This window comes from Nocardia rhizosphaerihabitans, from assembly GCF_014646295.1.
Taxonomy (GTDB): Bacteria; Actinomycetota; Actinomycetes; order Mycobacteriales; family Mycobacteriaceae; genus Nocardia; species Nocardia rhizosphaerihabitans.
Genome location: NZ_BMNE01000016.1, coordinates 25,013 through 44,559, shown reverse-complemented (window position 1 = coordinate 44,559; position 19,547 = coordinate 25,013). Strand labels below are relative to the sequence as shown.

The 19,547-nt window shown below is 64.7% G+C and carries 19 protein-coding genes; 8 read left to right on the top strand and 11 right to left on the bottom strand.

What is annotated here, in order from left to right; all coding sequences use genetic code 11:
* Nucleotides 1-11: 11 nt before the first annotated feature.
* The 3 genes from IEY60_RS34700 to IEY60_RS34690 all read right to left on the bottom strand — a co-directional run bounded on the left by IEY60_RS34700 (nucleotide 12) and on the right by IEY60_RS34690 (nucleotide 2,805).
* A complete protein-coding gene (locus IEY60_RS34700; protein ID WP_189034788.1) occupies nucleotides 12-893 on the bottom strand; it encodes an MBL fold metallo-hydrolase in 882 nt (293 codons plus the stop codon).
* 206 nt (nucleotides 894-1,099) lie between these two features.
* Nucleotides 1,100-2,005, bottom strand: a complete 906-nt coding sequence (locus IEY60_RS34695) for an alpha/beta hydrolase (protein WP_189034787.1) — start codon at nucleotides 2,003-2,005, stop codon at nucleotides 1,100-1,102.
* A gap of 146 nt (nucleotides 2,006-2,151) precedes the next feature.
* On the bottom strand, nucleotides 2,152-2,805 hold the full coding sequence (locus IEY60_RS34690) for a PadR family transcriptional regulator (protein WP_229740391.1): 654 nt from the start codon (nucleotides 2,803-2,805) through the stop codon (nucleotides 2,152-2,154).
* A 53-nt stretch (nucleotides 2,806-2,858) separates the two neighbouring features.
* On the opposite strand from IEY60_RS34690, the gene IEY60_RS34685 reads away from it, so the two are divergent.
* On the top strand, nucleotides 2,859-4,880 hold the full coding sequence (locus IEY60_RS34685) for an NADPH-dependent 2,4-dienoyl-CoA reductase (protein ID WP_189034786.1): 2,022 nt from the start codon (nucleotides 2,859-2,861) through the stop codon (nucleotides 4,878-4,880).
* Nucleotides 4,881-4,933: 53 nt separating this feature from the next.
* Here the strand turns inward: IEY60_RS34685 and IEY60_RS34680 are convergent, their stop codons facing one another.
* Nucleotides 4,934-5,839, bottom strand: coding sequence for an enoyl-CoA hydratase/isomerase family protein (locus IEY60_RS34680; protein ID WP_229740390.1), 906 nt, complete (start codon nucleotides 5,837-5,839; stop codon nucleotides 4,934-4,936).
* 99 nt (nucleotides 5,840-5,938) lie between these two features.
* Here IEY60_RS34680 and IEY60_RS34675 point away from each other — a divergent pair, with 99 nt between their 5' ends.
* The 5 genes from IEY60_RS34675 (at nucleotide 5,939) to IEY60_RS34655 (ending at nucleotide 11,449) form a co-directional block, all read left to right on the top strand.
* Nucleotides 5,939-6,721: an SDR family oxidoreductase gene (locus IEY60_RS34675; protein WP_189034810.1), complete on the top strand. Its 783-nt coding sequence runs from the start codon at nucleotides 5,939-5,941 to the stop codon at nucleotides 6,719-6,721.
* Between the two features lie 86 nt (nucleotides 6,722-6,807).
* On the top strand, nucleotides 6,808-8,457 hold the full coding sequence (locus IEY60_RS34670; protein WP_229740389.1) for an acyl-CoA dehydrogenase family protein: 1,650 nt from the start codon (nucleotides 6,808-6,810) through the stop codon (nucleotides 8,455-8,457).
* Nucleotides 8,458-8,508: 51 nt separating this feature from the next.
* On the top strand, nucleotides 8,509-9,729 hold the full coding sequence (locus IEY60_RS34665) for an acetyl-CoA C-acetyltransferase (protein ID WP_189034784.1): 1,221 nt from the start codon (nucleotides 8,509-8,511) through the stop codon (nucleotides 9,727-9,729).
* Nucleotides 9,730-9,782: 53 nt separating this feature from the next.
* Nucleotides 9,783-10,613, top strand: a complete 831-nt coding sequence (locus IEY60_RS34660; RefSeq protein ID WP_189034783.1) for an MBL fold metallo-hydrolase — start codon at nucleotides 9,783-9,785, stop codon at nucleotides 10,611-10,613.
* A gap of 281 nt (nucleotides 10,614-10,894) precedes the next feature.
* Complete coding sequence (locus IEY60_RS34655) at nucleotides 10,895-11,449, top strand: TetR/AcrR family transcriptional regulator (RefSeq protein ID WP_189034782.1); 555 nt, start codon at nucleotides 10,895-10,897, stop codon at nucleotides 11,447-11,449.
* 93 nt (nucleotides 11,450-11,542) lie between these two features.
* Here the strand turns inward: IEY60_RS34655 and IEY60_RS34650 are convergent, their stop codons facing one another.
* From IEY60_RS34650 to IEY60_RS34625, 6 genes are all read right to left on the bottom strand, one after another.
* On the bottom strand, nucleotides 11,543-11,998 hold the full coding sequence (locus IEY60_RS34650) for a MaoC family dehydratase (RefSeq protein WP_189034781.1): 456 nt from the start codon (nucleotides 11,996-11,998) through the stop codon (nucleotides 11,543-11,545).
* Nucleotides 11,995-12,732, bottom strand: coding sequence for an SDR family oxidoreductase (locus IEY60_RS34645; RefSeq protein WP_189034780.1), 738 nt, complete (start codon nucleotides 12,730-12,732; stop codon nucleotides 11,995-11,997). The genes IEY60_RS34650 and IEY60_RS34645 overlap by 4 nt, the downstream gene beginning before the upstream one ends.
* A 10-nt stretch (nucleotides 12,733-12,742) precedes the next feature.
* Nucleotides 12,743-13,528: a crotonase/enoyl-CoA hydratase family protein gene (locus IEY60_RS34640; protein ID WP_189034779.1), complete on the bottom strand. Its 786-nt coding sequence runs from the start codon at nucleotides 13,526-13,528 to the stop codon at nucleotides 12,743-12,745.
* 234 nt (nucleotides 13,529-13,762) lie between these two features.
* On the bottom strand, nucleotides 13,763-14,131 hold the full coding sequence (locus IEY60_RS34635) for a DUF1330 domain-containing protein (RefSeq protein WP_189034778.1): 369 nt from the start codon (nucleotides 14,129-14,131) through the stop codon (nucleotides 13,763-13,765).
* A gap of 95 nt (nucleotides 14,132-14,226) precedes the next feature.
* A complete protein-coding gene (locus tag IEY60_RS34630) occupies nucleotides 14,227-15,036 on the bottom strand; it encodes an oxidoreductase (RefSeq protein WP_189034777.1) in 810 nt (269 codons plus the stop codon).
* A gap of 86 nt (nucleotides 15,037-15,122) precedes the next feature.
* Entirely contained in the window at nucleotides 15,123-15,833 is a 711-nt protein-coding gene (locus IEY60_RS34625) for an SDR family oxidoreductase (RefSeq protein ID WP_189034776.1), read from the bottom strand.
* Between the two features lie 87 nt (nucleotides 15,834-15,920).
* Between IEY60_RS34625 and IEY60_RS34620 the strand changes: the two genes are divergently transcribed.
* Nucleotides 15,921-16,538, top strand: coding sequence for a TetR/AcrR family transcriptional regulator (locus IEY60_RS34620; protein ID WP_189034775.1), 618 nt, complete (start codon nucleotides 15,921-15,923; stop codon nucleotides 16,536-16,538).
* Between the two features lie 144 nt (nucleotides 16,539-16,682).
* Here the strand turns inward: IEY60_RS34620 and IEY60_RS34615 are convergent, their stop codons facing one another.
* Nucleotides 16,683-17,309, bottom strand: coding sequence for a TetR/AcrR family transcriptional regulator (locus IEY60_RS34615; protein ID WP_189034774.1), 627 nt, complete (start codon nucleotides 17,307-17,309; stop codon nucleotides 16,683-16,685).
* A gap of 74 nt (nucleotides 17,310-17,383) precedes the next feature.
* Here IEY60_RS34615 and IEY60_RS34610 point away from each other — a divergent pair, with 74 nt between their 5' ends.
* Nucleotides 17,384-19,540, top strand: a complete 2,157-nt coding sequence (locus tag IEY60_RS34610) for a molybdopterin-dependent oxidoreductase (protein WP_189034773.1) — start codon at nucleotides 17,384-17,386, stop codon at nucleotides 19,538-19,540.
* The last annotated feature ends 7 nt before the right edge of the window (nucleotides 19,541-19,547 follow it).

Genomic DNA, 19,547 nt, shown 5'->3' with positions numbered 1-19,547 from the left:
GGCGTAGAGGTCTATTGCGCGCCGTCGCGTGCCGCGATCGCGTTGATGGCGGAGAACTGCAAAGTCCACAGGTTGGCGTGGTTGGGGTATTTGGCGCTCATGATCGACACCAGGTCGTCGGCGTCCTTCGCACCAGGGAAGGCAGCGATGAAATCCTTGATGTATGAACGAGTCTGGGCGATCATGGTCTCGACCGCGTAGTCGTCGCCGTCTGGCCTGCGGTGTCCGCAGACGATCATCTTCGGCTGGAGCTTCTCCACGACATCGACGGTGTCGAGCCAGTCGTGCCATTCCTCGGGAGTCGACAGGCCGAGCATCGGGAAGATCTCGTTGTAGATGGAATCGCCGGCGATAACGGCGTCGATCTCGGGAATGTGCACGATGGTGGTGGGATGGACGTCGGCCTGCTTCACCTCGATGATGTGCAAGGGGGATCCGTCGACGTAGAGGGTGTTGGTCTCCAACGGGTCCGGAAGCGGACCCGAAGGTACGACCGCGTCGCCGAACAGCAGATTCCACTGCATGGTCTGCAGGTCCATGGTCTGCTTCATGGACTCGATCACATGCGGCAGCGCAACGCATTTCGCGTCCGGGAAGCGCTCCTTGAGCGGTCCGATGCCCAGGTAGTGATCCTGGTGATCGTGGGTGATGTAGATCGTGGTCAGCTTCTTACCGGTGCGCTCGATCAGATCGCCGAGGTCCTGGACGTCGTCCTTCAGGTACAGCGCGTCGATGAGAACGACCTCCGTCGCGCCACTCACCAGGACGGCTGTGGTCGGTGAGAAGGTGCCATTCGGAATGCCGGGAAACTCGAAGGCCGGGACATTCGGCCAGCGACTGACGAAGACCGTCGCGCGGATGGGTACCGCAGGCGCATTGGTGTCGGTGCTCATAGGAAACCTCCAGTTGCAGAGTGATCGATCAGCGGCCCGTGGCTACGGCGCCGACCTATACCCACGGTAGAAAAGAGTGATCCCCGTCTCGTAGAACGAGCGTGCCCGGCGCTGGTACGGGAGCGCCAGATCCTCGCCGACCCCGCAACGGGCCGTGGCTCCCAGGCGGTTGCCTGGGAGCCACGGATCGTTCGAGCGGGGGAGTCTCAGGCCCGCAGGTGCTTGACGAAGTGGTCTCGCGCGGCTGCGGAGACCTCGTCGAAGCCGGGACCTTCGTAGAAGTCGAAGTGCCCGCCATGGGTGACGACGAGCTGCTTGGGCTCGCGGGCCCGCTCGTAGGCGTCGAACGCGAGAGCGTAAGGCGTACAAGCGTCCTCGTCGGCGATGACCATCAGCAGCGGAGTTGGCGAGATCTGGGCGATGAAGCTGCCGGGGTCGAATTCGCCTGCCATCTCCAGGCTGCGCGCCGTAATCTCGTTCTTCCAGTTCGGAGCCCGGTCCAGCGATACCTTGGTGAACCACTCGTAGGCATCGGGCTGAGGCATTGCGGCCTGTCCCATGGGGTCGGCTGAGACAGCCGGGAGCATCGCGGGCTCACCACCGGCGAACCGGTTGAGACGGTCGGCGTCGAGGTTCCCGCGGACGTGGGGCAGGAAGTCCGGCCGGATCAGCCGGTCCAATGTGGCCGGACCCGAGATCATGGGCACCTGGGCGACGACGGCCTTCACCCTTCTGTCGATCGCCGCGACCATCAGAGCGATTCCACCAGAGAAGCTGGTGCCCCAGGCACCGACCCTGGCCTTATCGACCTCCGGGCGGGTGGTGGCGTAGGTGATCGCGTTCCGATAGTCCCGAACCTGGAGAACCGGGTCGAGCTCTTGACGAGGAGATCCGTCGCTGTCACCGAAATTCCGGTGGTCGTAGACGAGCGCGTTGAGGCCGGCTTCGGCGAAGACACTGGCGTATTCGTCCAGGTACATTTCCTTGACGCCGGACATGCCGTGCGTCAGGACGACGACCGGCGCCGGGGTGGTGGTGTTCTGCGCCGGGTAGAACCAGCCGCGGAGGGTGACACCACCTTCGCCGTTGAATTCGATGTCTTCGCGAGTCATGTGCATTTCCTCTTCACGCCGGGTTGTGTGTCGGACACCACCAACCTAGGAATGCACGGGCCGTCTCCTATAGAACGAGTGTGCCGTCCACTGGTACGAGTGCGCCAGGATCGTGAACGGGCGGTCTACCGGATCCGCGTCGGCGGTCAGGACGATCGATGATCGCTCTCGGCCGGATCGGTTGCCAGTTGATCGGCCGCCTTCGCACACCATTCGGTCCAGGACAATTCGGTGTCGATGCCCGCCCGCAGGATCAGGTGCTGGAGCCGTTCCCTGCGCGTCGTCGGAGGGCGGTTGAAGTCTCGATCCTCGATACCGCGGTACGTCTCGAGCATCGCCCGGTGATAGTCCAGATGTTGTTGAATGTCATCGCTGAGGTCGATGTCGCCCAGGACGGCGGCAGCGCGCAGGCGCACCAGTAGCGGATCCCTGACCGGTACCGGGCCCTGGTTGGTGCCGACCCATTCCCGCAAATGTCGCACCCCGGCTTCGGCGATCTCATAGGTACGCGGCGCGCCGCGGAGCCTTTCCTGGCTCGCGTGCGGGTGGATCAGGCCGTCGTCGGTCATGGCCTTGAGTTCGCGATAGACCTGCTGATGGGTGGCATGCCAGAAGTAGCCGATCGACGAGTCGAATCGCCGCGTCAGCTCTTTGCCGGTAGCGGGGCGCTCCATGAGCGCGGTGAGAATCGCGCACCGCAGTGACATCGTTCGCTGACCTCCGTTGATGGTGTGCGATGAACAGGCGCCGCCAACCTTACCTACGGTGCCCCAGCCGCTATTGTGCAACAAGTTGCACAACCGCTATCGTCGCAACCCGGACGCTTCCGAAACCCCACTGAAGGACAAGATCGATGACGCCATTCCCCAAACTGTTCGAACCGCTCGACGTCGGCCCGCTGACCTTGCCGAATCGGGTGGTCATGGGCTCCATGCACCTGGGTCTGGAGGAGGCCGAAGGCGGATTCGAGGCGATGGCTGCGTTCTACGCCGAACGTGCACGGGGTGGCGTCGGCCTCATCGTTACCGGCGGTGTCGCCCCGAATCACGCTGGCAGGCCGTTCGAGCTGGGCGCGACCATGTCCTCGGCCGAAGATGTGCGGCAGCATCGGCTGGTGACCGATGCGGTTCACGCCGACGGCGGGCGCATCGCGTTACAGATTCTGCATTTCGGCCGCTATGCCAAGCATCCCGACCTGGTGGCACCGAGCGCGGTACGAGCTCCCATCAACCGCTTCGTGCCGCGCGAACTGGATCCGGCCGAAATCGTCAGTACGATAGAGGATTTCGTGTCCGCGGCAGTGCTCGCACGGTCCGCCGGCTACGACGGCGTCGAGATCATGGGATCCGAGGGGTACCTCATCAATGAGTTTCTCGCGCCACGTACCAACCTCAGGACCGACGAATGGGGTGGAGACTTCGAGAACAGGGCCCGCTTCGCGCTCGAGATCGTTCGCAGCACCCGCCGAGCCGTTGGCGAAGACCTCTTGATTTCATTCCGGATCTCCCTCACCGATCTGGTTCCGGACGGCTCCACCTTCGCCGAGACGATCGAATTGGCCCGTGAACTCGAGCGGGCCGGAGTGTCGATGCTGAGCACGGGGATCGGTTGGCATGAATCGAGTGTCCCGACCATCGCCTCGCCGGTTCCGCCGGGAGCGTTCCGGGACTACTCCGCGAAAATCCGTGCGGCCGTGAGTATTCCGGTCGTAGCGAGCAATCGGATCAACACCCCGGAACTTGCCGAGCAGATTCTCGACAGCGGTGCCGCCGACCTGATATCGATGGCGCGTCCGCTGCTGGCTGATCCGGAGTTCGTGAACAAGGCACGCACCGGGCGAGCGCACCGGATCAATGGCTGTATCGCGTGTAATCAAGCCTGCATCGACCACACGCTGGCCGAGAAGACCACGACCTGCCTGGTGAATCCGCGCGCGGGCCATGAGCTCACCCTCATGGTCACACCGCCACCAGCGCGCAAACGCATCGGCGTGGTGGGCGCTGGTATGGCGGGAATGGCGTTCAGTGCCTTCGCTGGGCGGCGTGGTCACCAGGTGACCTTGTTCGAAAGCCGGCCGACCCTCGGTGGACAGTTCGATCTGGCCTGGCGGGTTCCGGGCAAGTCGGAGTATCGCGAGACGATCAGGTACTACGAGGGCGAGCTGGCGGAGGCAGGCGTCTCGGTCCGGCTGGAGACGCAGGCCTGCGCCGAAATGCTGATCGCGGAGGATTTCGACGAAATCGTCATCGCGACCGGAGTGAAGCCGCGCGAGATATCGATCGCCGGTGCCTCGCATCCGTCGGTGGTCAGCTATGTCGATGTGCTCCGGGGTGTGGCACCGATCGGTGCGCGGGTCGCCATCATCGGCGCCGGTGGCATCGGATTCGATGTCGCCACGTTCGTTACGGGTGTGGAGACCCCCGAGGCCGACCGCCTCGAGGAGTTCTTCCGGCACTGGGGAGTGGATGTCGATCCGGACGTGCCGGGTGGAGTTCGGGCACCGGTCGCGGCCGGGTCCGCACGCGAGGTCTACCTGCTGCAGCGCAAGCAGGACAAGATGGGTGCGAGCCTAGGGTTGACCACAGGCTGGATCCATCGGGCGCACGTCGGGTCACGCGGGGTCAGAATGATGACCGGGGTGACCTACGAGTCCATCGACGATGCGGGTCTGCATATCACCGTGAACGGCCGCGCCGAAACATTGGCCGTGGACACGGTGGTCGTGTGCGCGGGCCAGCTGTCCGAGCGCGGTATCCACGACGAGCTGCTGAGCCGTGGGATACCGACCCATCTCATCGGCGGGGCAGCTGTCGCGGGCGAGCTCGACGCCAAACGCGCGATTCGCGAGGGTGCGGAGCTGGCTGCACGGATCTGACCGTCATCGAGCCGGTGTGGATTCGACTGCTGTGGAGGTTGCGCGCAACGGCTTCAGAACGGTCGTCGGCCGGGGTCGTCCGTGGTAGCGGAAAGGGCGCGCAGCAGGCGCGTTTGGGCCGCGCCCTCACGCTGTCGTTGCTGTTCGAGGTCGGAGATTTCGGCCGATTGCAGCAGCGCCTTGAGTTCGCGAGCGGCTCCGGCATCCGGCTGCAGGAGGGCATGCGCACAATCCTCGACCTCGCGTTCGAGATCTCCGGAGGGCACCACGGAGTGGGCCAATCCCAGGGCTGCCGCTTCGACGGCGTCGAGCGCACGTGCTCGAGCGCAGATTTCGAGTGCGCGCCCGTACCCGACCTGTCGGACCAGGGGCGTCAGGCCGGTCAGGTCGGGCACCAGGCCGAGGGCGGGTTCCTTCATGCGGAAGACGGCGTCCTCGGCCACGATCCTGAGATCGCAGGCGAGGGCGAGTTGGAACCCGGCGCCGACGGCATGCCCCTGAACAGCGGCGATCGAGATGAAATTCGGATCGCGGAGAAACAGGAAGCCTTCCTGGTACTCGTGTATCGCCTGAGCGATCGCAGCGTCGGGACCCTCTAGCAGGCCGGCCAGGGTTTCGGTGCCTGCGGTGACGTCCAGCATGGAGCGATCCAGGCCGGCGGAGAAACTGAGCCCTTCGGCGCGCACGACCAGAACGCGCACATCGGCCGGCATCGCCCGTCCCAACGAAGCGAGCGCCCGCCACATCGCCGGAGTCTGCGTGTTACGCCGTTCCGGTTTGCACAGCGTGATCTCGGCGATCGGCCCGTTGTGGGCGAATCGCAGTCCTGCTGTGCGCAACTCGTCCTCGGTCGGTCCTGCCGTCGATCGATCGGTTACTCGGGTCATGGTCGTTTCTCTCCCAGTTTCGGTGTGCGGGTCACAACGATGATCGACCTCGGGGTCGACATTATGCAACAAGTTGCATTAAGGTTACGAATGCTTGACCATGATAGCGATCGCTCTCTACTGTTCAGTGAACCGTTGTCGCCACCGACTCTGCACTCAGGAAAGGCCCCCATGTTCCCCGAACTGTTCTCCGTGTCAGGCAAGACGGTCCTGGTCACCGGCGGTACCCGCGGCATCGGCTACATGATCGCCGAGGGATACCTGAGGGCAGGTGCCCGCGTGTACATCACCTCGCGGAAGGAAGCCGCCTGCGCCGAGGCGGCAACCGCGCTCTCGGAATTCGGTGAGGTGCAGGCCATCCCGTGCGACGTCACCAGCGAGGACCAGTGTCAAGCGTTGATCGACGCGATCGCGGCCCGCGAACCGAAGCTGCACGTGCTGGTCAACAATGCCGGTGCCACCTGGGGCGCGCCGCTCGACGAGTTTCCCGACGCCGCGTGGGACAGGGTGCTCGGCGCCAATGTCAAAGCGCCGTTCACGATGACCCGCGTGGCGCGCCCACTCCTCGAGAAGGCCTCCACCGAGCAGGACCCGGCCCGGGTGATCAATATCGGCTCCATCGACGGGCTGGCGGTGCCTGGCGTCCCCAACTTCTCCTACTCGGCGTCCAAAGCCGCCATTCACCACCTCACCCGCCACCTGGCCGCGGAACTGGCACCCACCATTCTGGTCAATGCCATCGCCCCGGGACCGTTCCCGTCGAAGATGACGGCAGCGCTGCTGGCGGAGGCCGGCGATCAACTGAAAGCCGCCTCCCCGGTCGGTCGAATCGGTGAACCGGCCGATATCGCGGCGACGGCCGTATTCCTCAGCTCGCGCGCCTCGAATTTCATTGCTGGAGCGGTCATCCCGCTCGACGGCGGTCTCACCACAACCATCGGTATCAAGTTCTAGAAGGACCACGCCCCATGTACAAAGCCCCCATCGCCGACTATGACTTCCTCTACAGCGAAGTCCTCGGCTCGGACATTCTCGAGGTCGTGACCGATGGCGAACTCAAAGCGAGTGACGCTCACGAAGTCCTGACCGCCGCAGCGGAATTCGCGATCGACAAGCTGCATCCGCTCAATGTCGTCGGCGATCGTGTCGGCAGCGTGCTGTCCGACGGTGTCGTGCGAACCCCGGCCGGCTACCAGGATGCCTACCGGTCCTTGGCCGGGGCCGGCTGGATCGGGTTCGGCCTCGAGTCCGAGATCGGAGGTGAGGGCGCGCCTTTCCTGCTCCGGCAGGCGGTCATGGAGCTGTGGTTCGCCGCCAATCCCGCGTTCTCGTTGTGCTGGCTGTTGTCCACCGGTGCGGCAGCCGCCTTGAACGCGGTCGCCAGCCCCGAGCTGAAGGACGTGTATCTGTCGAAGATCGCTTCCGGCGAGTGGACGGGCACGATGAACCTGACCGAGTCCGAGGCCGGCACCGATCTGTCCGCAATCCGGACCAACGCCCGCCCCAACTGGGACGGCACGTGGGCAGTAACCGGGCAGAAGATCTTTATCACCTGGGGTGATCACGATCTGACAGACAACATCGTGCATCTCGTGCTCGCGCGTACCCCGGACGCCCCTCCGGGGCTGGGCGGCCTTTCGCTGTTCGTAGTGCCGAAGTTCCTGGTCGACAGCGAAGGAGGGATCGCTGAGCGCAATCGCGTAACCACTGTCGCCTTGGAGCACAAGCTGGGGCTGCATGTCAGTCCGACCTGCGTGCTGGATTACGCGGACGCGACCGGCTACCTCGTCGGGGATCTGCACCGCGGCCTGGCGGCGATGTTCATCATGATGAACAACGCGCGGATCGGTATCGGGCTGCAGGGCCTCGGTCTGGCCGACCTCGCCTACCAGGAGGCCCGCGACTACGCCCAGCAGCGGGTGCAAGGCATGGTGGTCGGACGCCCGGCCGGCACCCCCATCGCCGGCCACCCCGACGTTGCCCGTCTGCTGCTGTCGATGTCGAGTTCGATCTCGGCGATGCGCGGCTTCTCGATGCAGGTGGCGGAGTGGCTCGACCGCACACAGCGTTCCGACTCGCCCGAGGCCGGACAGCTGGCCGACTTCTGTGTTCCGGTTCTCAAGGGCTGGTTCACCGAGGAGGCGGTGCGCATCGCCTCCGATGGCGTCCAGATCTATGGGGGCATGGGTTTCATCGAGGAAGCCGGTGCGGCGCAGCACTATCGCGATGCGCGAATCACGCCGATCTATGAGGGCACCACCGCAATTCAGGCCAACGATCTGATCGGCCGCAAGCTGGTTCGCGATGATGGTGCGACAGCACGACGGTTCTTCGAGCTGATCGACTCCAGCCTTGCTCCGCTTCGATCCGGCGGCCATCCGGTGGCCGCGCGCACCGCCGAACGGCTCGAACGCGCCCTGCGCACGGCACGTGAAACCACGCAAGCACTGTTGTCCCTGGCCGCGGCGAACCCGCGCGACGCCTATGCCGGATCAGTGAGTTACCTGACCTTGCTCAGCCTGCTTGCCGGAGCGTGGATGCACGGCCGCATGGTCACCGCCGTGCTCGCCCACACCGAGTTGTCCGCCGCCGACCGGCAGCGCCTGATCGAGGCCGACTTCTACGGCGCCCATCACCTCAGCCGTGTCCATGCCCTCGCCGAGGCCATCAGTGCAGGTGAACTCGTATGAGCCGCTTGATTGTCGATGCGCCCGCCACCACGTTCGATCGAAGGAACAACCATGCCTGAAGCCGTTATCGTCGCCGCCGCCCGTTCCCCGATCGGGCGCGCGGGCAAAGGGTCGATGACTCAGATGCGGCCTGATGAGCTGGCCACCCAGATTGTGCGTTCGGCACTGTCGAAGGTGCCGGCGCTCGATCCCGCCGATATCGATGACCTGATCCTGGGCACTGCCTCGCCTGCGGGTGAGGGTGGATACAACATGGCCCGGGTCGTCGCTGTGATGTCCGGACTCGACACCGTGCCCGGCACGACCGTCAACCGCTACTGTTCGTCGTCGTTGCAGACGACCCGAATGGCATTTCACGCGATCAAAGCCGGAGAAGGACACGCCTTCCTGTCCGGTGGTGTCGAAACGGTCAGCCGATTCGGCAACGGTGCCGCGGACTCCAGCCCGGACACCATGAACGACCGGTTCGCCGCTGCTGCCGAACGCACCGCAGCACGGGCCGGTGCGGACGCACCGGAATGGGTGGATCCACGCAAGGAGAGGTTACTCCCTGACGTCTACATCGCTATGGGCCAGACCGCTGAAAACGTCGCCCAGGCCACCGGCGTAACCCGGGAGGAGCAGGACCGTTGGGCGGTGCGTAGCCAGAATCGCGCGGTCGCGGCGGTCGAGTCCGGCTTCTTCGCCCGGGAAATCACGCCGATCACCTTGCCTGACGGCACGGTCGTCACCGCCGACGACGGGCCGCGACCTGGTACCACCTACGAGGCTGTCGCCGGGTTGCGGACGCTGTTCCGTCCCGACGGCACTATTACCGCCGGAAATGCCTGCCCCCTCAACGACGGTGCCGCCGCATTGGTGATCATGTCCGACACTCGAGCCGCGGAACTCGGCCCCACCCCGCTGGCGCGCATTGTGTCGACCGGGGTCTCGGCACTGTCGCCGGAGATCATGGGCCTTGGTCCGATCGAGGCCACCGCACGCGCGCTGGCGCTGGCGGGCATGTCGGTGTCCGACATCGATCTGTTCGAGATCAATGAGGCATTCGCGGTCCAGGTTCTCGGCTCCGCACGTGAAATCGGCATCGACGAAGACAAACTCAACATCTCCGGCGGCGCGATCGCCCTGGGCCACCCGTTCGGCATGACCGGCGCCCGCATCACCACGACCCTGCTCAACAACCTGCAGACCTCCGACAAGCAGTTCGGTGTGGAAACCATGTGCGTCGGTGGCGGGCAGGGCATGGCCATGGTTTTGGAACGTCTGAGCTGACCTGCGTCAGCACGAATCTCGAAGCACGGAACCCACAGAAAGCACGAATTCCCATGAGCGATCTCGCACTCGACGTCTACACCTGCGACGTCTTCGACCTGCCGGGTGGCGGACAGTTCTCACCCACCACCTCGACCCTGATCACCGGTCCCACAGAAGCGATCCTTGTCGACACACAATTCCGCGCCGCCGATGTCGACGAGGTGATCGAGCAGATCGAGGACTCCGGTAAGCGGCTGACCACGATCTTCATCACCCACGGGCACTTCGACCACTACTTCGGTCTGGAGCGGCTGTTGAACCGCTTCCCGGACGCCCGCGCGGTGGCGGTACCGGCCGTGGCCAAGGAAATCGCGGCCAACCTCGAGAGCGACCGGGCATACGTGCGCGAATTCCTCGGCGGGCTGGCCCTCGACAACGCCGCAGTGCCCGAGGCGCTCGACAACCTCGTCCTGACTATCGATGGCGTGGAATTGGTGGCCATCGAGATCGAACAGGCCGATACCGCGCCGACCGCCATCCTCCATATCCCGACCCTGCAAGCGGTGGTCGCCGGAGACGTGGTCTACAACGGGGTCAACCCCATGCTGGCGATGACCGAACGCAGCGACTGGCCGAACTGGATCGCCGGTGTCGACCGCCTCGCCTCGCTCAACCCCACCACCGTGGTGGCCGGACACAAGCGTCCCGAACTCGGCGACCCGGCCGATTGCATCGCTGAAACACGTGACTACCTGCAGGAATTCGTCACCAAGGTCGACGGCTTGCAGAGCGCCCGTGAACTCATCACCCACATGCAGTCCCGCTACCCCAACCACGCCAACCCCTCGACGCTGGTGGTCTCGGCGGTGACCGCATTCAAACGGAAGAAAGCCAACGACTGAAACCATGGTTTCGGTGGTCGACGACAAGGGAGATCATGACGTTCCAAGCGCCAGCGGACCCGTTGTCGGTGCCGCTGACGGGCCTGTCGCCGGGTGCTATCGCTCGCCGACGGGCGTGTGGAGGTGACCCTGCGCACCAATGTCTCGTTCGACGGCGCGTGGTGGTCGTGCCTCGATCGGACGTTCCCAGCGGGCGCCGGATTCCTCGTCGCTGCGGTCTCTGCGGGCGTCAACCTCGATACGAGGGCACTGGCCGGTTGATGAATCCTCGCAACAGTCGAATGAGCGCGCATAAGCGAAGAGAGCAGGCGCTCTCCGTCGCGCTGCCTATTTTCGCGGAAAAGGGATATGTCGCTACCGGTACGTACGAGATCGCGGAAAAGGTGGGAATCAGCCAACCGTACGTAATTCGACTATTCGGAAGAAAGCGGGATCTCTTTCTCGCCGTCCTGTACTACGCATGGGATCGGCTCGAAGGCAGCCTTCTGCACAGCACCGATTACCACGCCCGCGACGAACATGAGCACAGTAGAGACCTGCCGCCCACCGCTCTGGATGCGGTGCTATCCGAACCCGCGGTGCTGCATATGCTGCTGCAGGGGTTCGCCGCGAGTTCGGATCCGGTGATACGGGAAGCTGTTCGCGACCGTTTCGGGCGGTTCTATATGCTGGCCCGTTCCATGGTCGACATGAAGGAAATAGAAGTCGCGCACCATTTTCTTGCCGATGTGATGCTACTGACCACGACGGCCGCACTGCGGCTGACAGGACCCGACGCAGTTCCGGCGCCGTGGTCTCGGGAGCTCGTCGACGATCTCCGCATCATGCCTGAATAGACGACGGTGCGCCCACCATCAGGAGTGCGGTGCAACTCGCGATTCTCGGTCCGGTCCTGTTGTCGGGCGTACCAGTCGGCGCGAAGGAACGGCTCAGGCGAGGATTCTGGTCACTGACTCGGCCACGCACACCGGCCGGTCTGCCCCTTCGCGCTCGATGGTGACCTGGCTGACCAACTGGATGCCGCCGGAAATGTCGGTGACTTCCAGAAGCCGGATATGTCCGCGCACGCGGCTACCGACCGGCGCAGGGGAGGGGAACCGGACTTTGTTGAGGCCGTAGTTGATCCCGGCGGTAGCCCATGGTGTGCGGACGATCTCTTCGAATATGGGGGCGACCAGTGCCAGGGTGAGGAAGCCATGAGCCACGGTCGAACCGAACGGCCCATCGGCGGCTCGCTCGGGATCGACGTGGATCCACTGGCGATCCTCGGTGGTGTCTGCGAAACCATTGATCCGGTCCTGGGTGAGCTCGAACCAGCGGCTGCTGCCGAGGTCGGTGCCGACCGCCGCGCGAATGTCGTCGAGCGAGTCGAATGTCCTGGTCACATCGACATCCCGCCGTCGACGGGCAGCACGATGCCCGTGATGTAGGCGGCTTCCTCGGAGGCGAGGAAGGCGACCGCCGCAGCTATTTCACTGGGTGGTGCGAATCGTCCCGCAGGGATCTGCGCCGCGATCTCGGCCTTCCTGGCCTCCGGGATGCCGGCGATCATTCGAGTGTCGGCGTTGGGGGATATAGCGTTGACCGTGACGCCGAAGCCGGCCAGTTCCTTGGCGGCGGTCTTCGTGAAGCCGACGATACCGGCCTTGGCCGTGGCGTAATTGGACTGTCCGATGTTGCCGTGCAGCCCGGTGTAGGACGTCACGTTGATGACCCGGCCGTAGTTCTGGGTGCGGAATTGCGGGACGGCCGCACGAGTCATCCGGAATGTGCCTCCGGCGTGGACGGCGAGTACTCGCTCGAAGTCGTCGTCGGTCAGTTTCCACAACAGCTTGTCGCGCAGGATGCCGGCGTTGTTGACGACCACGTCGAGACGCCCGGTGTCGGACACGGCCGCGTCCACGACCCGCGCAACCGCGTCGGTGTCACTCACGTCGGCGACCACACCGCGGGCACCGATCTCGCTGACTGCCTGGTCAAGGGCTTGTTTGTCGAGGTCGACGAGGATCACGTCGGCGCCGGCGCGTGCGAACAGCGCGCCGATCTCCTTGCCGATCCCTTGTCCGGCGCCGGTCACGACCACGGTGCGGCCGTCGTAGTCGAAACTCAGATTGGTCATGTCGGGATTCCTACTTGCCCTGGAAGTTGGCCTGGCGGCGTTCGATGAAGGACTGGATTCCCTCGTGGGCATCGTGGCTGTTGAAGACGGTGTCCTTGACGTCGTCGATTGCGGCGACGGCGGCGGACTCGCCCTGGTCGAGGTACCTCAGTGCGGCGGCCTTGGTGGCCCGCACCCCGAGCGGGGCGTTGGCGGCGATCTCGCGGGCCAGGACGATCCCGCGCTCGATGTGCTGGCCGAACGGCACGACTTCCTGGACGAAGCCGAGGTCGAGGGCGCGCTGGGCGTCGAATTTGTCGGCTCGGAGCAGGTGGTACATGGCATTTCCCCAGCCGGCACGGGCCACGTAGCGGAAGTGGGCGCCCCCGAGGGGCGCAATCCCGCGGGCGACCTCTAGCTGCTGGAACTGCGCGGTGTCGGCGGCGACCACGATGTCGGCGGCCAGCATCATCTCGATGCCGACGGTGAAGGTGATGCCTTGAACCACAGCGACGATCGGTTTTGTCGACCGCCTGCCCAGTGCGAAGGGGTCGACCAGAGCCTGGTCCTCCCACTCCTCTGCGTCAGGACCGAAGAACTTCGGCATGTCCAAACCCGCGGTGGTGTGCTTCCCTGCGGAGCAGAACACCGCGACCCACAGCGAGTCGTCCTCGTCGAACGTCGTCAGGTGCTGGGCGAGCTGACGCATCATGGCTGGCGTATAGGAGTTCATCTTCGACTCGTTCTCGACCGTGATGAAGGCGATGTTGCCGTCGGTCTCGAACGTGACCTTGCCCGGCTCGCGGTCGTGACTCATGAAGGCTCCTTGCTCATGGTGAATGTTGCGACAGTTGCGTGGGACTCACGTCTAGACTAAATCGTCTAGACGTTATGGTCAACAACAAACGCGCACGTCCACAGACCATCGGGCCGGTGGCCGACCGCGATTGCGCGGGGACGGCCATCAACACGCACCGCTCGGCTGGGACCGTGGCCGAGCGGTGCGTGATCTATCAATGACTACCCGGCCCGCACGCTGCATTGAGCAGGATCAAGGCTCGAGCACCCGCAGTACATCGGCGAGCGAAAGGTCGGGGTCGCTCATATCGGGACCATCGAACGTCTGCCAGATATAGGACGCCGTCGAGGCCTCGCGCAGCGGATGCAGGTCGGCCAAGTCCGGATCGTCCCGGAAGCTCTTGAACGCCTCTTCGGACTCCCACTCGACGAGGAACAGAACCTGCCGTGGTGCGAGGTCACCGGACACGTTGTCCCGGAAGCGGCTGAGCGCCACCATTCGACCACCATATGGCGGGGCAGCTTCGGGCAGACGGCTGAAATACGCGAGGTACTTCTCCTTGTCAGCCACGTCGAACAGATTGAGTGCGTAGAACTTTCCCCCGCGCGACTTCTCGCCCATGCCCTTACCTCTCGCTGGATGCCACTGAGACCGACTGCCGGAGTCTCCGAGTGGCTGGTTGATAGATCATCTGGTCTGACAGGAGGTCGGCGGTGTCAGGCGGGAAGTTGGTTGAGCTTGCGGAGCTGCTTGTCGAAAATCCCGGCGGGGACCAGGCGGCGCATGGTGCTGACCCGGGCGCTTCGGCCCACGGGGTAGCGCGGTTTGGGCTTGGTATCGGTGGCCGCCGCCACGATCGCCTTGGCGACGACGGCGGGGTCGTCACCGGCCCTGATCGACTCGGCCAGGTATTCCTCGAACACTCGTCGCTGCAGTGCGTAGGTGTGGAGGGGGCGGTCGGGTCGCACGCTGTTGGCGTCGAATGCGGTGTTGGTATAGGCGGGTTCGATGAGCAGAACCCGCACGCCGTACTCGCGGACCTCGTGGTCGAGAGATTCGGAGTAGCCCTCGACCGCGTGCTTGGACGCGGCGTATACGGCCATGTACGGCTGCGGGATGATCCCGAGAATGGAGGACAGGTTGACGATGCGGCCGCTGCCCTGCGCACGCATATGCGGCAAAGCCGCGTTCGTCATGCGGATGACGCCGAAGACGTTGATGTCGAAGATATTCCGCGCCAGGGCAGCCGAGTTTTCCTCGGCGGCACCGGCTGATCCGATACCGGCATTGTTGACCAGCACATCGAGCCGCCCGGACTGCGCGATGACCGTGGCGACCGCGGCGGTCGCCGCTGCGTCATCGGTAACGTCGAGGTCCAGGAATGTCACCCCTTCGAGCGGGGCGAGATGCGCTGTGACGCGGCCGGTTCCGAACACCCGGAAACCTTTCTGCGCCAGCGCGATGGCGGCGGACTTGCCGATGCCGGAAGAAGCGCCCGTTACCAGGGCTACAGGCTGAGTTGTCATGGTGGCTCCTGAACGTCGAGGGATGCGCGAATAGTCGGTTTGCACGGCGACCCGGTTTTGGCATCGCCGACCGTTTGGGCGAACTTCTACTGTCGAGCGAGTTGGGAATACAACGCAGCGGGGTCAGCTCCGAGACCTGCCTTGACCTGCTGGGTGAGCTCGTCCGCGAGAACTTCGAAGGCATCGTTCTCGATCCCGTCCAAGGCTTGTACGGCGACGCTGCTCGGGGCGGTTTTCGGTGCGTCGACCCCGGCTGTCATTTCGGTGTCGACGTAACCCACATGAAGTCCGGTGACGCCGATACCACGAGGTGCGAGCGCCAAACGCAATGCGTTGGTCTGCGACCACAGCGCGGCTTTTGACGCGCCGTAGGCATCCGCGCCAGGGATCGCGATCCAGGACAGCACCGAGTGAATGGTGAGGATGTGTCCGCCGCCGTTCTTTTCCAGGACCGGGGCGAACGCGCGGTTGACGTGCAGCGCTCCGAAGAAATTGATGTCGAACTCCCGGCGGATATCGGCGATCGGCGAATCCAGGAACGAGGCCCCGGTTGTCGCCCCGGCGTTGTTGATCACGATCGTCACGTCCGGTGCGTGCGCCGCCGCGGCCGCCACGGAGTCGGGATCGGTGACTTCCAAGGCCAGCGGGATCGCGTCCGAGTGCGTGATCGATCGTCGATCGCGGGCAGTGGCATAGACCTTGGCCGCGCCACGTGCGTAGAGCTCCTCCACCAGCGCCTTGCCGATGCCGCGGCTACCGCCGGTGACGAGTACGACCGAATCCTTGATCTTGGTCACGGATACCTCCCTTGGAAACCGTTCTGTTTCCGCTAACTGTAAACAGATCGGTTTCCAAAGGGAAGGGGTGTAGGTAATCTTGTGGCTATGACCGAGCCGACACCGCCCGCAGTCGCGACCGCGTCGACGCGCGACCGGCTGCTCGACGCCGCCGCCCAGTTGTTCTACGAAGAGGGCGTCCACGTCGGCGTCGACACGCTGTGCCGCGCCGCCGGTGTGTCCAAGCGTTCGATGTACAAACTGTTCGACAGCAAGGACGAGCTGGTGGCCGCCAGTTTGGAGCGCTCCGCGCCGGACTTCGAGCTGGACCTGCTACCGGCGGCTGATGACTGCCGATCGCCGCGGGCTCGGATCCTTCATGTCTTCGAACGGCTGGAGTACCTCGAGCGAGACCATGAGTTCCGCGGTTGCCCGTTCGTCGCCGCGGCGATCCAGGTGAAGTCATCAGAACATCCGGCGAGTCGGGTCGCTCGCCGTCAGAAGGACAAGCTGACTGCATTCTTTCGGTACGAGGCCGAACGTGGCGGCGCATCTGACCCTGCATTGCTCGCCCGTCAGCTGACCCTGGTCTTCGACGGCGCCAGCGCCCAGTCGGTGATCCAGGCCAAGGATCTCGACGGCCTCGCTGTCACGACCGCGAGCACTCTCGTTGACGCGGCCGGCGTCTCGTCATCGGAGGCTCCGGCCGACTCTCGGTTGGCCTAGCCGCCTTTGTTGATCCGCACACGTGGCCGTCTGCTTCTGCGACCCGGCCAGTCCCTGGCAGCGCGGAACCAACGCAAACACGAACGGGCTTCTGCATCAGGACTTCCCCAATGGCCTGCGGCACCGGGCGGCCTGCCGGTGTTCCTATCTCGGTTGAGACGGATTCTCGTACGTCTGAAGGTAACTCGTGATCGCGAGTTTGCCTTCTGCGATGACGGCGTCGTCACGGTGGTGGACGTCTCGGTAGGCGAGTTCGAAGATGCGGTCACCGAGCGCGATGGCGACGTCGATGACGCGGCGCTCGGTGTCCGGCCGAAACAGCTCCGCGGCGACCATGGCCTCGTATACGGCAGCGCTGATGCGCGCGAGATGCGCTTGTACCTCCGCGCGCACGGCGCCACTCTCGCGCGCCGAGTAGTAGAGCGCGGCCAGGGCGGGGCGGTCGAGGTAGTGCCGCTCATGCACGTCGAAGAGGGCGTCGACGGCCTCGCGGATCGAACTCGCCGGCCGTGCGGCCAGGGCGTCGGCTAGCCGCGCATCGAGATCTTCGAGTTCCTGCCCGAGTAGCTGCTCCAGCACGGCATCCCGGTTGGCGAAGAACTGATACAGCGTGGCAGGCGAGACACCGGCGCGTTCGGCGATGGCCCGAACCGAGGCGGCGGCAACCCCCTGTTCTTCCACGATCGTCCCCGCCGCATCGATGATGCGGCGGACTCGTTGGCGGCTTCGCGCCTGACTGGGTGGGCGTCTGAGAGGGCTGGCCGTCGGCATGCTTCCTATGGTAGACCTAGAACGTAACATGACGTCATGTCACGTTTTGTTCTGGCACCGGAAGCGGGAATCCCATGAAACAGCTGTCCGCGGCGGCAGGCGTCCGCACCGTCCGAAGTGCGTGCAACCTCTGCGAGGCGATCTGCGGCATCGAAGTGACCGTGGCGGGCGACGAGATCCGAAGTATCAGAGGTGATGCTGCGGATCCGCTCTCCCGCGGGCATGTGTGCCCGAAATCGGTGGCGCTGGCCGATCTACGCAACGACCCGGATCGCTTGCGCCGCCCGTTGCGCAAGGTCGACGGCGAGTGGGTGGAGATCAGCTGGGCGGAAGCCATCGACGCGGCGGCCGCAGGCCTGGCCATGGTGCGCGCCCGCAATGGTGCCGACTCGGTGGCTGTCTATCTGGGCAACCCGGTCTCGCACAGTCTCGGCGCCATGACGCACGGTTTGCCATTCACCGAGATGCTCGGCACCCACAATCATTTCGTCGCGACGTCGGTCGACCAGCTTCCGCACCACGTCATCTCCACATTGCTGTACGGGCACCAAATTCTGCTCCCGGAGCCCGACCTCGACCGCACACGACACCTACTGATCTTCGGCGCCAACCCCCGTGCGTCCAATGGCAGCATGATGACCGCGCCCGATATGGGGCGCCGGCTTCGCGAGATCCAGGAACGCGGCGGTCGTGTCACCCTGGTCGATCCTCGCCGCACCGAGACGGCGGACTACGCGGACGAGCATATTTTCATCCGTCCGGGCACCGACGCGGCGGTATTGCTCGCCATGATCCATGTGATCCTCCGTGATCGGCCTATCCAGTTACCCAGTTATGTAGAGGGGGTCGACCAGTTGAAATCCGCAGTCGAACCCTTCACTCCTGAGGCGGCGTGCGCGTTCAGCAGTGTTCCCGCCGCCACTATCGAGCGGCTGGCGCTGGCGTTCGCCGATGCGGACGCCGCGGCATGTTACGGCCGAATGGGTGTGTCCACGCAGCGCCACGGCACCCTGTGCCACTGGGCTATCCAAGCGCTCAACATCGTCACCGGCAATCTCGGGCGCGCAGGCGGGACAATGTTCACCGATCCCGCAGTCGACTTGACCCGCCTGCTCGGGCGCGGCGGCCTGGGTAAACGCCACTCTCGCGTGCGCGGTCTCCCCTCGTTCGGCAACGAGTTTCCGGTCGCGGCACTCGCCGAAGAAATCACCACACCGGGCACCGGACAAATCCGCGCAATGCTGACCGTGGCCGGCAACCCGGTGCTGTCCACGCCCGACGGCACCGCCCTCGACAAGGCACTCGAGGGTTTGGACTTCATGGTTGCGGTGGACTTCTACCTCAACGAGACCACCCGCCATGCCGATATCATCCTGCCCCCCACGACGCAGCTCGAACGGGACCAGTACGACCTCATTTTCCGCGCATTCGGCGTCCGCAACACGGCGAAGTACAGCCCTGCGGTGGTGCCGAAACCTGTTGGTGCGCGCCATGACTGGGAAATCTTTCGTGACCTCGGCGCTGCTTATCACCGGCACAACGCTGGACTGGGGTGGCGCGGGCTACTGCGCCGCCTGCAGCCGGCGGCGCTGGCCGCAGTGGGACGTCTGAGGGTGCCACCGCGCCACCTCGTCGCTTTGCTGCTTCGCATCGGCCCCTACCGATTGTCGATGCGCAAGGTGCTCGGCACGCCGTCCGGGGTCGACCTCGGACCTTTGCAGCCGGGGGTCGAGCACCGGCTGCGGACACCGGGCCGGGTCCTGCGCCTGGTTCCCGAGGAACTCGGTACGGGACTTGACGAGTTGCGCAAAGACCTCGCTGCCCCCGCGGCCGGGCACAACCTCACGCTGATCGGGCGACGGCATCTGCGCACCAACAATTCGTGGATGCACAACTCGGCTCGTCTGGTTGCCGGTCCCGACCGGCATCACCTGCTGATGCACCCGGTGGACGCGGCCCGGCTGGGTGTGTCGAACGGGCCCGCGCTGCTCCGCTCCCGGGTCGGCGCGGTGCGGGTGGATGTCCAGCAAACCACCGACATCATCGAAGGAACCGTCAGCCTGCCACACGGGTACGGCCATACGGTCGACGGAATCCGGATGGGCACCGCGAGCCAGGTGCCCGGCGCCAGCGTCAACGACATCACCGATCCCCAGCGACTCGACACGATCAGTGGCAACGCGGCGTTCAGCGGCACGCCCGTCACGGTCGAGCCGCTCCCTTCATCCTGAGCGAGAG